Annotated in this window: 9 protein-coding genes; 5 read left to right on the top strand and 4 right to left on the bottom strand. The window is 69.5% G+C overall.

Annotated elements, in window-relative coordinates:
* Nucleotides 1-182: 182 nt before the first annotated feature.
* Nucleotides 183-3,473 carry an Rne/Rng family ribonuclease gene (locus AC3A6G_RS07175; protein WP_487873422.1) on the top strand — a complete coding sequence of 1,097 codons (3,291 nt, stop codon included), beginning with the start codon at nt 183-185 and terminating at the stop codon, nt 3,471-3,473.
* A gap of 100 nt (nt 3,474-3,573) precedes the next feature.
* Here the strand turns inward: AC3A6G_RS07175 and AC3A6G_RS07170 are convergent, their stop codons facing one another.
* The 4 genes from AC3A6G_RS07170 to hemC are packed head-to-tail and all read right to left on the bottom strand — an operon-like array spanning nt 3,574 to nt 7,613.
* Entirely contained in the window at nt 3,574-4,863 is a 1,290-nt protein-coding gene (locus tag AC3A6G_RS07170; protein WP_487864195.1) for a heme biosynthesis HemY N-terminal domain-containing protein, read from the bottom strand.
* Complete coding sequence (locus AC3A6G_RS07165) at nt 4,863-5,966, bottom strand: uroporphyrinogen-III C-methyltransferase (RefSeq protein ID WP_487873421.1); 1,104 nt, start codon at nt 5,964-5,966, stop codon at nt 4,863-4,865. Before AC3A6G_RS07165 ends, AC3A6G_RS07170 begins: the two co-directional genes overlap by 1 nt.
* A complete protein-coding gene (locus tag AC3A6G_RS07160; protein ID WP_487873420.1) occupies nt 5,963-6,742 on the bottom strand; it encodes a uroporphyrinogen-III synthase in 780 nt (259 codons plus the stop codon). Before AC3A6G_RS07160 ends, AC3A6G_RS07165 begins: the two co-directional genes overlap by 4 nt.
* 7 nt (nt 6,743-6,749) lie before the next feature.
* Entirely contained in the window at nt 6,750-7,613 is an 864-nt protein-coding gene (gene hemC / locus AC3A6G_RS07155) for a hydroxymethylbilane synthase (RefSeq protein ID WP_487873600.1), read from the bottom strand.
* A gap of 145 nt (nt 7,614-7,758) precedes the next feature.
* Between hemC and ppc the strand changes: the two genes are divergently transcribed.
* The 4 genes from ppc to AC3A6G_RS07135 all read left to right on the top strand — a co-directional run bounded on the left by ppc (nt 7,759) and on the right by AC3A6G_RS07135 (nt 13,942).
* On the top strand, nt 7,759-10,626 hold the full coding sequence (gene ppc, locus AC3A6G_RS07150; protein ID WP_487873419.1) for a phosphoenolpyruvate carboxylase: 2,868 nt from the start codon (nt 7,759-7,761) through the stop codon (nt 10,624-10,626).
* Between the two features lie 247 nt (nt 10,627-10,873).
* Nucleotides 10,874-12,367 carry an NCS1 family nucleobase:cation symporter-1 gene (locus tag AC3A6G_RS07145; protein ID WP_487859574.1) on the top strand — a complete coding sequence of 498 codons (1,494 nt, stop codon included), beginning with the start codon at nt 10,874-10,876 and terminating at the stop codon, nt 12,365-12,367.
* Between the two features lie 32 nt (nt 12,368-12,399).
* Nucleotides 12,400-13,137, top strand: a complete 738-nt coding sequence (locus AC3A6G_RS07140; RefSeq protein ID WP_487860044.1) for an aspartate/glutamate racemase family protein — start codon at nt 12,400-12,402, stop codon at nt 13,135-13,137.
* Nucleotides 13,138-13,186: 49 nt separating this feature from the next.
* Nucleotides 13,187-13,942, top strand: coding sequence for a GntR family transcriptional regulator (locus tag AC3A6G_RS07135; protein ID WP_487859573.1), 756 nt, complete (start codon nt 13,187-13,189; stop codon nt 13,940-13,942).
* The last annotated feature ends 100 nt before the right edge of the window (nt 13,943-14,042 follow it).

Here is a 14,042-nt window from a genome sequence, read left to right as displayed (position 1 = left end):
CCATCCACGCGCCCCCACCCCGGCTGTCCTCCTGAGCTGACGCTCGAGAGGCTTGTCCGCGCCTGCGCGGCACAGCACAGCATCCGGGGCCAAGCGGCAATTCCCCTCGTTTCGCGGGCGTCGTCCGTGCATCGTTGGCCCGTCATGGGCCGGTAGAACGATACATAGAAGGACAACGCATCATGAAGCGGATGCTGATCAATGCCACGCAGGCCGAAGAACGCCGCCTGGCCATCGTCGACGGGCAAAAGCTCCTCGACTACGAGATCGAGATCGAAGGGCGCGAACAGCGCAAGGGCAACATCTACAAGGCCGTCGTGACGCGCGTCGAGCCGTCGCTCGAAGCCTGTTTCGTCGACTACGGCGAAGACCGCCACGGCTTCCTGCCGTTCAAGGAAATCTCCAAGCAGTACTTTGCCGAAGGCGTTTCCGCCAGCCAGGCGCGCATCCAGGACGTCATCAAGGAAGGCCAGGAACTGACCGTCCAGGTCGAGAAGGAAGAACGCGGCAACAAGGGCGCGGCCCTCACCACCTTCATCTCGCTGGCCGGCCGCTATGTCGTGCTGATGCCGAACAACCCGCGTGGCGGGGGCGTTTCGCGCCGCATCGAAGGCGACGACCGCGCCGAGCTCAAGGAGGCGATGGACCAGCTCGAGTACCCGAAGGGCATGAGCATCATCGCGCGCACCGCTGGCATCGGCCGCTCGGCGCCCGAACTCCAGTGGGACCTGAACTACCTGCTCAAGCTCTGGACCGCCATCGACGGCGCGGGCAAGGGCGGCAAGGGCGCCTTCCTGATCTACCAGGAATCCTCGCTCGTCATCCGCGCCATCCGTGACTACTTCAATCACGACATCGGCGACATCCTGATCGACACCGACGACATCTACGAGCAAGCGCAGCAGTTCATGGCGCACGTCATGCCCGAGCATGCCGCCCGCGTGAAGCGCTACCGCGACGATGCGGCGCTGTTCAGCCGCTTCCAGATCGAGCACCAGATCGAGTCGGCCTATGCCCGCACCGTGCAGCTGCCCTCGGGCGGCGCCATCGTGATCGACCACACCGAAGCGCTCGTGTCGGTCGACGTGAACTCGGCCCGCGCCATCAAGGGCGGCGACATCGAGGAAACCGCCACGCGCACCAACCTCGAAGCCGCCGACGAAGTGGCCCGCCAGATGCGCCTGCGCGACCTCGGTGGCCTGATCGTCATCGACTTCATCGACATGGACGAGTCGAAGAACCGCCGCGAAGTCGAAAGCCGCCTGCGCGATGCGCTGCGGCAAGACCGCGCCCGCGTGCAGTTCGGCTCGATCAGCAAGTTCGGCCTGATGGAAATGAGCCGCCAGCGCCTGAAGCCGGCGCTGTCGGAGGGCTCGTCGATCCCCTGCCCCCGCTGCGGCGGCTCGGGCCACATCCGCGATACCGAATCCAGCGCACTGCAGATCCTGCGCATCATTCAGGAAGAGTGCCTGAAGGACAACACGGCCGCCGTGCACGTTCAGGTGCCGGTCGAAGTGGCCTCGTTCCTGCTGAACGAAAAGCGCCCCGAGATCGCGAAGATCGAGCTCAAGCAGCGCGTCACCGTGCTCATGGTGCCGAACAAGACGCTCGAAACGCCGAACTACAAGCTCGAGCGCCTGAAGCACGACGACCCGCGCCTCGACCACATCGAAGCCAGCTACAAGATGGCCGACGAGGTCGAGGACCCGACTTCGGTCACCCGCCGCTCGCAGGAGCCGACCAACAAGCAGACGCCGGTCATCAAGGGCGTGCTGCCCGACGCACCGGCGCCCGTGGCGGTGCCCCGGCCCGAACCGGTGCGCGCCCCCGTGGCCGTGGCCCCGGCACCGGTTGCACCGCCAGTCGTGAGCGCACCGGCACCGGCCGAAACCGGCTTCTTCGCACGCCTCAAGGGCTGGTTCTCGGGCACGCCGGCGCCAGCGCCCGCACCGAGCACCATGATCCCGGTCGAGCCCCCGAAGCCCACCCGGCGTGACGGCGGCCGCACCGGCCGCGATGGCGAGGCGCGCGGCGCCCGCGGCGACGGCGAACAGCGCCGCGGTGGCCGCACCGGCGAGAACGGTGGCCGCTCGGGCGGGCGCGATGGCGAACGCCGCGGTGGACGCGGTGGCGAGCGCCGCGAAGGACGCGAACAGCGCGAGGCACGCGGCAACGGCAGCGAACTCCGCAACGACGCCGCCGCCCAACCGCGCGAGCAGCGTGAACCCCGCGAACCGCGTGAGGCCCGTGCCCCGCGCGACGGCGAGCAGCGCCGCGGTGGCCGTGGCGAACGCCGCGACGGCGAAGGCCGCGGTGCCCGCGCGGCATCGGGCGATCCGATCGACAACACCAACCTCGAAGCCCAGCAGCTCGCGCCCAACGGTGAGGCCGGCGACGAAGGCAACACCACGGCCGAGCGCGCACCCCGCGCCCGGGGCGGTGAACGTGGCGAACGCCGTGAACGCGGCGAGCGTGGTGAACGTGGCGAGCGCGGTGGTGAACGCACCGAGCGCGGCGAGCAACAGCCGCAGCCGCAGCCGCAGCGCAACGACACCGAGATGGCGCGCGAATCCACCGACGGCGACAACGCCGCCGCACCGCAGGACGGCGTACAGCCCGAACGCGCACCGCGCAGCGGCCGCGACGAGCGTGGCCCGCGTGGCGAGCGCGGCGAAGGCCGCCGCGGCGAGCGCCGTGGCGAAGGCCAGCCGCGCTTCGGCAGCGACAGCGAAGCAGCCGCCACGCCGGACGATGCCGAGCGCGGTGCAGCCGAGCCGGCTGAACTCGCAGCCGGCACCGAAGGCGAAGCGCCGCGTCGCGATGGCGAAGAGCGCCGTGGTCGTTCGCGTGACCGCTACGGCCGCGATCGACGCGAACGCGCCCCGCGCGACGAGAGCGAAGCCAGGCCATCGGCCGACGGCGCTGCCGTTGCAGAGGCCGGCGAGGCCATGCCTGCTGCGCAGGTGCCGGCCGAGCGCGCTGTCGCCGAAGACGCACCGGCACGACGCAGCTACTTCGACCGCCCCGCGGAAGCGGCTGCGGCCGAAGCAGCGGCACCGGCATTCGTCCCGGCCGCGGCAACGGTTCCTGCGCCCGCACCGGCACCAGCCCCCGCGCCGGTGGCTGCGGTGGCTGCACCCGCGCCCGTCGCAAGCCCCGCACCGAGCCAGCCCGCTGCCAGCGGCCGGGCGCTGCCGAAGGTCCAACCCTTCCAGCTGCCGCTCGACGAACTGGCGCAGGTCGCCGAAAAGTCGGGTCTGCAATGGGTGAACTCCGACGCCGAGCGCATCGCGCAGGCGCGCGCCGCCATGGCGGCCGAGCCGAAGCCGGTGCATGTGCCGCGCGAACGTCCGCCGGCCGTCGTGCTCGACGAAGGTCCGCTGGTGCTGGTCGAAACCCGCCGCGATCTCGGCGCAATGAGCCTGCCGTTCGAGAAGGCAGCGGCATCCTCCGACGCGCAAAACGTGAACTGACGCAGCAGCGAGCAAGCCACCGGGTCGCGAGGCCCGGTGGCCAACAACGAAAAACGGCGCCGATGAGGCGCCGTTTTTTTTGGGCTCTCTCGTTTCCCGCTCAGGCCTTGTCGGTCTGCCCCTGCGCAGCGCGCTTCCAGGCCGCCGCCGCCTGCGCTTCGTCGCCGCGCGCTTCTGCCAGCTCGGCGATGGCGAGCCAGGCGCGGCGGTAGAGGTCCGCGTCCTGCAGGGTCTGGCCGGCCTGCGTGAGCAGCTGCTGCGCCTTGCCCCAGAGCTGGTGCTTCATGCAGGCCATGCCCGCGAGGTACTGCAGGTTCGGGTCGCGTGGATTGTTGCGTTGGGCCGATTCGATGCGCGCCAGCCATTCGGGATCGACCGAATCGAAGCCGGCCTCGAGCGCCCGCGCGAGCTTGACGCGCAACGCGTCGCCCAGGCCGTGCGGTTGCGCGACCATGCGCTCCCAGGCCGGCAGCAGCCAGCCGCGCGCCACCGACAGGTCGCCGCGCAACGCCACCATGCGCTGGGCGGCATGGATCGCGATCTCGGGCATCTCGCGCTCGGCCGGCTCGAGTTCCGACCATGCGCGCAGCAGTTGGGCCGGATCGTGCGCGCCCGAGAGCAGGTCGGTGGCGAGGCCGCGCACGATGCTGCGCGCCGCGGCTTCCGAGAAGGCCCGGTGCTTGGCGAGCAGGCGTGCAGTTTCGAGGGCCTCGAGCGAGCGCCCTTCCTGGCGCGCCGCCTTGAGGCGGATGCGCAGCGCGAGCGTGCGCCGCTGAACGCCCTGGGGCAGCTCTTCAAGACGCGCAAGCGCGGCCGCCGGATCACGGTCTTCGAGCGCCCAGCGGGCGGCGCGCAACTGCACGCCTTCGCGCGTCTCGGGGCTCGCGAGCAGGGTGCGATCGGTACTTTCGTTGAGCGCCTGCTGCAGATGCGCATCGCGTGCGGGCCTGTCCTGCAATGCCTGCGCGCTTTCGGCCGCGAGCAGATGGGCGAGCACGCGCACCTGCTGCGCCTGCGGCAGGTGCGCGTCGAGTGCCGCGAGCGTCTTCTCCTGCACCAGCGCGGCCTGCGCGGCCTTGCGCGCGCGTGAGAAACGCCCAGAGATCAGTTGCACCATCGCGTCGAGCACGGCCGCATGCAGCGTGCGTTCCTTCTGCTGCAGCCGCCACTGCCGCGCCTGCGTCGGCAGCGAGAACAACGCCGCGAGGCCGCGCAATGCCAGGTGAAGCAATGCGAAGACCGCGAACAGGATCAGCAGCACCAGATTGAGCGAAAGATCGACCCGCCAGGGCGGCCAGAACACCGTGATCGTGCCCTGGTTGTTGCCCGCGAACAGGGCCACCGCTGCCGCGATGGCGAACAGGCCGAGGAGCCAGAGCGCCGCTCTCATCAGCGCCCCGCTGCGGCGGTTGCGAGCGCGGCCAGCGTTTCGTCGATGCGCGGCGGCTCGGTGGCCTTCACCTGGGTCTGGAGCTGCTGCAGCAGCGTGGCCGCCGCCTGCGTGCGCCGCGAGGCGGGATCGAAATAGCGGTTCAGCGCGCTGGCGACCACCGCGAGTTCGCTGCGCGCGGTGTCCATCTGGCGCGACAGCAGCGAGAGCCGCGCATTGAGCAGCTTGAGCTTGAGGTTCTCACGCAGGAAGTAGGTCTGGTCGGGCGCCAGCAGCACGGCTTCGGGCCGCTCGATGCGGCCCACGCGCACCAGCGAGCGGAGTTCGGCGCGCACGGTCAACAGCGCCTTTTCCCACCAGGGCGCGTCGGCCGGAATGGGTTCGGGCTGCCAGGCGTTGAGGCCGCTGCCGCGCATGGCGACGGCGTTCAGCGGCGGCAGGTCGTCCACGCCGCGCATCAGCTCGTCGATGCGCCGCAGCGCTTCACCGTTGTCGGCGCTCGCGCTGCTGCGCAGGCGATCGGCATCGCGCTGCATGGCGCGCTGCAGCGGCGCGAGCCGGGGCTGCGCTGCGCGCGCGATGCGCAGGTCGCCGGACTTCATCACCGCCAGCAGCGGCTCCACGCTGCCCGTGACCTGGGCCTGCTGCAAGGCCAGGCGGATGGCCGATTCGATGTCGACCACGAGGTTCTCGTCGCGCGAGCGCGAGAGGCTCTGCATCAGTTCCTCGAGCTGCGAGCGCTGGAGCGCGACTTCGGCCACCCGCGTCTCGGTGAGGGCTGCGCGGGCCGCGGTGTCGCGCACCGTGTCCATGGCCTGGCGCGCGAGCGTGCGCGCCTCGAGCGACTGGGCCTGCGCTTCGGCGCTCTGGCGAGCCAATTGCTCCTGCATGCCGCTGACCCGCTGCCACAGCGCGATGGCGATCACCAGCGCAGCCAGGGCCACGAGCGCCAGCAGGCCGAGGGCGATGCGCGAAAGCGTTCTTGCCGCTGCGGCCAACGACTCCGGCGTCTGCGACATCGACACCGGGGCCGGCAACGGCGCGGCCGCATCGGCGGCGGACGGCGAGGGGGAGAAGTCGTCGGGCGGGGACGCAGCACTCATGAGAACGATTCTATCGACGCGATCAACGCCTCTCGCAGGGGCGCGCACACGCGCACGGCGCCGAAGCCCGCGGCGCGCGCCGCATCACCGATGCGTTCGTGCGTGGCCACCGCGCGGGCCTCGTCCCATGGGATGCCGGGCATGGCATGGCACAGGTTGCGGATCGCCTCGGAGCTGCTGAAGAGCCAGATGGCGCCGCCCGCGGCGGCTTCGCGCGCGAGTGCACGCGCCGTGTCGTCGAAACTGGGCGCGAGCCGCCGGTAGGCGACCACCGTGTCGCGCAGGCCGCCGGCGGCGTCGATCTCCTTCGCGAGCCAGTCGCGCCCGCTCGGCGCCCCGGCCGCGTCGCCGCCGCGCACGATCAGCACGCGCACGCCGTCACCGACCTGGGTCTTCACAAGGGACCAGAGCGCCTCGGAATCGAAGCGTTCCGCATCGGTAGGCGGCGCGTCGATGGCATGGTCGGCCACACCGGCCCGCTGCAGCGCACGCGTGGTGCCGGGGCCGGTGGCCCAGAAGCGCAGGCCGGGCGGCAAGCCGGGCACGCCCTCGCCCGCGTGGGCGAAGAAATGTTCGACGGCCGTGGCGCTCACGAACATCAGTGCGGCATAGCCGGACAGGCGCTTCCACGCGACGTGCAGCGGGGCGGTGTCGAGCGCGGGTTCGATCACGATCAGCGGCAGCGCCTCGGCCCGAAGCCCGGCGGCACGGAAGAGGTCGACCCATTGCGCGGCCTCGCGCGCGGGCCGCGTCACGATGACGGGCTTCGCGGCCATCGGACGCTCAGCGCGCGCCGGCCTGGCGCAGCAGCGCGGCCGCGCGTTCGCCCACCATGCCGGCCTGCGCAAGATCGGCCACCGGCGCCTCGGCCTGCACGCGCACCAGCGCGGCGCGCCCCTCGGGGTCGCCCCAGGCCGCATCGACGCGCAGCGCGCCATCGGGCTGCCAGCGCGCATGGGCCGCCAGCGGCATCGAGCAGCTGCCGCCCATGGCGCGGCTCACGGCGCGCTCGGCGGCGGTGGCGAGCCAGTCGCGCGGATGCGACAGCGTGCCGAGCAGCGCGATCAGCTCAGCACGGTCGGCACGCACCTCGATGCCGAGGGCGCCCTGCCCCGCGGCCGGAAGCATGGTGTCGGGCTCGAATGCGACGCGGATGCGGCTTTCGAGCCCGAGGCGCTTGAGCCCGGCCGCCGCAAGCACGATCGCGTCGTACTGGCCTTCGTCGAGCTTGCGCAGGCGGGTGTCGAGGTTGCCGCGCAGCGGCTCGATGCGCAGGTCGGGTCGCAGCGCCCGCAGCAGCACGACGCGGCGCAGGCTCGAGGTGCCGACCACAGCGCCCTGCGGCAGCGCATCGAGCGAGGCGTAGTGCGGCGACACCAGCGCATCGCGCGGGTCTTCGCGCTCCAGCACGCCGGCCAGCACAAAGCCTTCGGGCAGGTCCATCGGCACGTCCTTCAGCGAATGGACCGCGATGTCGGCGCGGCCTTCCTCGAGCGCGAGCTCGAGCTCCTTCACGAAGAGCCCCTTGCCGCCCACCTTGCTGAGCGACTTGTCGAGGATCTGGTCGCCGCGTGTGGTCATGCCCAGCAGGGTGACCGTCTGGCCCCGCGCCTGGAGCAGTTGTTGCACGTGTTCGGCCTGCCACATGGCCAGCCGGCTTTCGCGCGTGGCGATCACGATAGGGCTCAAGATCGCTCCCAAAAAAGTACGAGTTCGGACGGCCGGAATGCTAGCATGTTGCGCCGCAGCAACGCAGGCGGCGTCTTCTTTCACGTCCAGGAAAAAGCATCGAATGAAAGCCAGCAAGACCCCTGCGCCCGCCAAGCGCCGGCAAGCCGAAGACCAGCCCCTGATCGACGACATCCGGCTGTTGGGCCGGATCCTCGGCGACGTGATCCGCGAGCAGGAAGGGCAGGAGACCTATGCCCTGGTCGAGAAGATCCGCACGCTCTCGGTGGCGTTCCGCCGCGATGCTGACCATGCCGCCGACCGCGCGCTCAAGAGCCTGCTCAAGGGCCTCAGTGCCGCCGAGACGGTGCGCGTGATCCGCGCCTTCACGTACTTCAGCCATCTTGCGAACCTGGCCGAAGATCGGCACCAGATCCGCCGCCGCACCGAAGCGGAACGTGCCGGTGAGAGCGCCGACGGCGACCTGCAGACCGCGCTGGCGCGCATCCGCAAGGCCGGCGTGAAGCCCGAGCAGATCGTCGCCTCTCTGGCCCACAGCTACGTGTCGCCGGTGCTGACCGCGCACCCGACCGAGGTACAGCGCAAGAGCATCCTCGATGCCGAGCGCGCGATCGCGCAGCTGCTCACGGCGCGCGACGAGATCAAGCTGCGCCAGGGCGCCTATGCCGGCGCGAAGGACGCGCTGACGCCGATCGAATTCGCCGAGAACGAAACGCAGATGCGCACCCGCGTCACGCAGCTGTGGCAGACGCGCCTGCTGCGCTTCTCCAAGCTCACCGTGGCCGACGAGATCGAGAACGCGCTGAGCTACTACGAGGCCACCTTCCTGCGCGAGATCCCGCGCGTCTACGCCGACCTCGAGAAAGCCCTGGGCCAGGGCGGCATCACGCCCTCGGTGGCGACCTTCCTGCGCATGGGCCAATGGATCGGCGGCGACCGCGACGGCAATCCCAACGTGACGGCCGAGACGCTCGAATACGCGCTGCGCCGCCAAGCCGAGCTGGCGCTGCGCCACTACCTCACCGAAGTGCACTACCTGGGTGGCGAGCTTTCGCTGTCGGCCACGCTGGTCGACGTGTCGGTCGAGATGCAGGCGCTGGCCGAACGCTCGCCCGACACGAGCGAGCACCGCATGGACGAGCCCTACCGCCGCGCGCTCACCGGCGTGTACGCGCGCCTCGCGGCAACGCTGCGCGAACTCACGGGCGGCGAGGCCGCGCGGCATGCGGTGCCGCCGCAGAACCCCTACGCCGCGGCGGAGGAGTTCCTGGCCGACCTGCGCACCGTCGAGGAGTCGCTCGGCGAGAAGCACGGCAGCGTGCTTGCCGCGCCGCGCCTGCGGCCGCTGATCCGCGCGGTGGAGGTGTTCGGCTTCCATCTGGCCACCGTCGACCTGCGCCAGAGTTCCGACAAGCACGAGGCCGTGGTCGCCGAGCTGCTGGCCACCGCACGCATCGCGCCGGCGTATGTGTCGCTGACCGAAGAGGCCAAGCAGAAACTGCTGCTCGAACTGCTCGACGACGCGCGCCCATTGCGCGTGCCCGATGCCGAGTACTCGCCGCTCGCCACCAGCGAGCTCGCGATCTTCGCGGCCGCGCGCACGGCCCGCGCGCGCTACGGCGCGGCGGCCATCCGCCACTACATCATCAGCCACACCGAGACGGTGAGCGACCTGCTCGAGGCCCTGCTGCTGCAGAAGGAAGTCGGCCTGCTTCGCGGCAGCCTGAGCGACAACGCGGTCTGCGACCTGATCGTCGTGCCGCTGTTCGAGACCATCGAAGACCTGCGCAACGCCGCGCCGATCGTGCGCGCGTTCTATGCCCTGCCCGGCATCGCCGAACTCGTCGAGCGCTCGGGCGGCGAGCAGGACGTGATGCTCGGCTACAGCGATAGCAACAAGGACGGCGGCATCTTCACGAGCAACTGGGAGCTCTACCGCGCGGGCACCGCGCTGGTGGCGCTGTTCGATGAGCTCAACGACAAGAAGAAGAAGGCTTCGGCGAGCAGCGGGCGCCCGCCGATCCGCCTGCGCATGTTCCATGGCCGCGGCGGCACGGTGGGACGCGGCGGCGGCCCGAGCTACCAGGCGATCCTCGCGCAGCCGCCCGGCACGGTACGCGGGCAGATCCGGCTCACCGAGCAGGGCGAGGTGATCGGCTCCAAGTACGCGAACCGCGAGATCGGCCGGCGCAACCTCGAGACGCTGGTGGCCGCCACGCTCGAGGCCACGCTGCTGCCGCAGGGCAAATCCGCGCCCGCCACCTTCATGTCGGCCGCGGCGGAGCTTTCGAGCGCGAGCATGGCGGCCTACCGCAAGCTGGTCTACGAGACGCCGGGCTTCGGCGACTACTTCTTCGGCTCGACGCCGATCCGCGAGATCGCCGAACTCAACATCGGCTCGCGCCCCGCCTCGCGCAACCCGAGCCACAAGATCGACGACCTGCGCGCCGTGCCGTGGAGCTTCAGCTGGGGCCAGTGCCGGCTCACGATCCCGGGCTGGTTCGGCTTCGGCGCGGGCGTCGAACAGTTCCTCGCGGCAGCCGCCACGCCGGCGGCCCGCAAGGAGCGCATTGCGGTGCTGCGGCGCATGTATGCGCAGTGGCCGTTCTTCCGCACCCTGCTGTCGAACATGGACATGGTGCTGGCCAAGAGCGACCTCGCGCTGGCCTCGCGATATGCCGAGCTCGTAACCGACCGCAAGCTGCGCCAGAAGGTGTTCGCGATGATCGATGCCGAATGGCACCGCACCTCGGATGCGCTCACGCTGATCACCGGCGCGAAGCAGCGGCTCGAAGGCAATGCCGAGATGCAGCGCTCGGTGCGCCACCGCTTCCCCTACATCGACCCGTTGCACCACCTGCAGGTCGAACTGATGCGCCGCTACCGCGCGGGCGACGGCGGCGAACGGCTGCAGCGCGGCATCCACATCTCGATCAACGGCGTGGCCGCCGGCCTGCGCAACACGGGCTGAGCCCCGACGCCGCGCGCGGCAGCACGCGGCGGCCCCTCCCTCTTCTTGTCCTGCTCCCGCGCCCCCGCGGGCGGCGGGCGCACGCCCGTGGGCCGATCCGTTGACAGTTCTCAGGGAATGTACGGATATATGAATTCTCGGATGACCTTGATTGCATCCTGTTTTTGTATACAAATAACGAACTCAAAGCGGGCGCAAATTTGCGTCGCAACTGGCTTCCCAACCACCCACTCCAAGAGGTAAGACCATGAGCACAGTCGCCAGCGAGGCCCCGATCGGGTCCGGCAGCACCGGGCCGCACGCCGAATCGAACGCCCTCATCAAGCCCGGCTACCACCCGCGCCTGACCAACGAGGACCTCGCGCCGCTGAAGAAGCAGACCTGGGGCCAGTACAACATCTTCGCGTTCTGGATGTCCGACGTGCACAGCGTGGGCGGCTACATCACAGCCGGCAGCCTGTTCGCGCTCGGGCTGTCGAGCTGGCAGGTGCTGGTGTCGCTGCTCGTGGGCATCGTGATCGTGCAGGTGTTCTGCAACCTGGTGGCCAAGCCCAGCCAGGTGACCGGCGTGCCCTACCCCGTGGTGTGCCGCGCGTCGTTCGGCGTGCTCGGCGCCAACATTCCGGCGATCATCCGCGGCTTGATCGCGGTGGCCTGGTACGGCGTGCAGACCTATCTCGCATCGGCGGCCTTCATGGTGCTGGCGCTGCACATGTTCCCCAACCTCGCACCGTATGCGGACGTGGCCCAGCACGGTTTCGTGGGCCTCTCGGCGCTGGGCTGGCTGGCGTTCATGGTCATGTGGGTGCTGCAGGCGCTCGTGTTCTGGCACGGCATGGAAGCCATCCGCCGGTTCATCGACTGGGCCGGCCCGGCGGTGTACGTGGTGATGGCCATCCTCTGCGGCTGGCTGGTGTGGAAGGCCGGCTGGCAGAACATCGACCTGAACCTCGGCGGCATCAAGTTCCAGGGCTGGGACGCACTGCCGGTGATGCTCTCGGCCACCGCGCTGGTAGTGAGCTACTTCAGCGGCCCGATGCTCAACTTCGGCGACTTCTCGCGCTACGGCAAGAGCTTCGAGGCGGTGAAGAAGGGCAACTTCTGGGGCCTGCCGATCAACTTCGTGTTCTTCTCGTTGCTGACCGTGATCACCACGGCGGCCACGCTGCCGGTCTTCGGCGAACTCATCACCGACCCGGTGCACACGGTCGGCAGGATCGACAGCACCACCGCCGTGGTGCTGGGCGCGGTGACCTTCATGATCGCCACCATCGGCATCAACATCGTGGCCAACTTCGTCTCGCCGGCCTTCGACTTTTCGAACGTGGCGCCGCAGCACATCAGCTGGCGCACCGGCGGCATGATCGCTGCGGTGGGCTCGGTGTTCCTCACGCCCTGGAACCTCTACAACAGCCCCGAGGTCATCCACTACACGCTCGACGTGCTCGGCTCCTTCATCGGCCCGCTGTTCGGCATCCTGATTGCCGACTACTACATCGTGCGCAAGCAGCGCATCGACGTGGACGCGCTCTACACCATGAGCGAGAAGGGCGAGTACTGGTACAGCGGCGGCTACAACCCGAAGGCCATCCAGGCGATGATCCCGTCCGCGCTCGTGCCGATCCTGTGCGTGATGGTGCCGACGCTGCGCGGTGCGGCCAACTACGCCTGGTTCATCGGCATGGCGCTCGGTTTCGTCATCTACGTCCTGCTGAATCGCAACACCATCAAAGCCCGTTGACCCCACGCACCGAAGAAAAGGAAGGCCGCCACGTGCGCATCAAGATCATCAATCCCAACACCACCTGGAGCATGACCGAGAAGATCGGTGCCTGCGCCCGCGCGGTAGCGCACGCCGGCACCGAGATCGTGGCCGTCAGCCCCGCGATGGGACCGGTCTCGATCGAGAGCCACTACGACGAGGCGCTGGCCGTGCCGGGCCTGCTGCAGGAGATCGCGGCCGGCGAGCGCGACGGCATCGACGGCTACGTGATCGCCTGCTTCGGCGATCCGGGCCTGAAGGCCGCGCGCGAACTGGCGCGCGGGCCGGTGGTCGGCATCGCCGAAGCCGCGATGCACCTCGCGAGCATGGTCGCCAGCCGCTTCAGCGTGGTGACCACGCTCGGGCGCACCATGGGCCAGGCCTGGCACCTCGCCGAGATCTATGGCATGGAACGCTTCTGCGCCAACGTGCGCGCCTGCGAGCTGCCGGTGCTCGAGCTCGAGGAGCCCGGCTCCAACGCGCGCGAGCGCATCGTCGATGAATGCCGGCGCGCGCTCGACGAAGACGGCTCCGACTGCATCGTGCTCGGCTGCGCCGGCATGACCGACCTGTGCGAGCACATCGCCGGGCTGCTGGGCGTGCCGGTGATCGACGGCGTGGCCGCAGGCACCAAGCTCATCGAATCGCTCGTCACGCTGAAGCTCGAGACCAGCAAGCACGGCGAACTCGCGCGGCCACTGCCCAAGACCATGATGGGCGCGCTCGAAGGCTTCACGCTGCGCGGGTGATGCAAGCTGGTGCAGGCGAAGGCATCGAACGCTGAGCCACAATCTCCGCATGCCCCGCGCCAGCTCCAAAACCCCTGCTCTTCCCGAAACGATCGCCGCACCCGCCGAAAGCGGCGCGGCTGTCGATAGGGGCAGCTCCATCGAGAGCATCGCCCAGGACATCGCCACCGCCATCGTCGAGAAGCGCCTGCCGCCCGGCACGTGGCTGCGCGAAGAAGCGCTGGGCCGCGTCTACTCGGTGAGCCGTACCAAGGTGCGGGCGGCGCTCTTGATGCTGTCGAAAGACAAGCTGATCGAGATGATCCCCGACAAGGGCGCCTTCGTCTCGCAGCCCACGGTGCAGGAGGCGCGCGAGGTGTTCGCGGTGCGCCGCATCCTCGAGAGCGAAGTGGTCCGCCTCTTCATCGCGAATGCGCGGCCGCGCGACTACCAGGTGCTTGAGCAGCACATCAAGTTCGAGCGCACGGCGCTGCGCCAGAGCCCCGCCATGGGCACGGTGCGCGAGAAGGTGCTGGGCGACTTTCACGTGGCGCTGGCCGAAGCCACGGGCAACCACACGCTGACGGAACTGGTGCGCGAACTGGTGGCGCGCAGCTCGCTGATCGCGATGCTGTATCACTCGTCGAACGATCCGCACTGCTCGTCGGACGAGCATTCGGACTTTCTTCGCATCTGCCGCAAGGGCGATGTCGAAGGCGCTGTGGTCTGCATGACCGAGCACCTCGAACGCATCGAAGCCAGCCTTGAGCTGGGCACCGACAAGCCCGACCGCCAGCTCGACCTGGTCAAGGCCCTGCTCGCCTAGGACCACCGGAAACAGCCCGACACCATTGCGCGCTGTGATGCGGGTTTTCCTGCATCCGTATTGCCGCATAAATTGTATACAGTTTCGCGTACACACTTTG

The organism is Variovorax sp. Soil_C_26, from assembly GCF_057657075.1.
The sequence above is the reverse complement of the archived record's forward strand: the minus strand, read 5'-3'. Positions and strand labels throughout refer to the sequence as shown.

Bases quoted from the DNA above. Each gene is read 5' to 3' on its own strand.
- hemC (WP_487873600.1), bottom strand. From the start codon at position 7,613: ATGTGGCAGGCCGAACACGTGCAACAACTGCTCCAGGCGCGGGGCCAG.
- AC3A6G_RS07145 (WP_487859574.1), top strand. From the start codon at position 10,874: ATGAGCACAGTCGCCAGCGAGGCCCCGATCGGGTCCGGCAGCACCGGG.
- AC3A6G_RS07175 (WP_487873422.1), top strand. From the start codon at position 183: ATGAAGCGGATGCTGATCAATGCCACGCAGGCCGAAGAACGCCGCCTG.
- AC3A6G_RS07170 (WP_487864195.1), bottom strand. From the start codon at position 4,863: ATGAGAGCGGCGCTCTGGCTCCTCGGCCTGTTCGCCATCGCGGCAGCG.
- AC3A6G_RS07165 (WP_487873421.1), bottom strand. From the start codon at position 5,966: ATGAGTGCTGCGTCCCCGCCCGACGACTTCTCCCCCTCGCCGTCCGCC.
- AC3A6G_RS07160 (WP_487873420.1), bottom strand. From the start codon at position 6,742: ATGGCCGCGAAGCCCGTCATCGTGACGCGGCCCGCGCGCGAGGCCGCG.
- AC3A6G_RS07135 (WP_487859573.1), top strand. From the start codon at position 13,187: ATGCCCCGCGCCAGCTCCAAAACCCCTGCTCTTCCCGAAACGATCGCC.
- ppc (WP_487873419.1), top strand. From the start codon at position 7,759: ATGAAAGCCAGCAAGACCCCTGCGCCCGCCAAGCGCCGGCAAGCCGAA.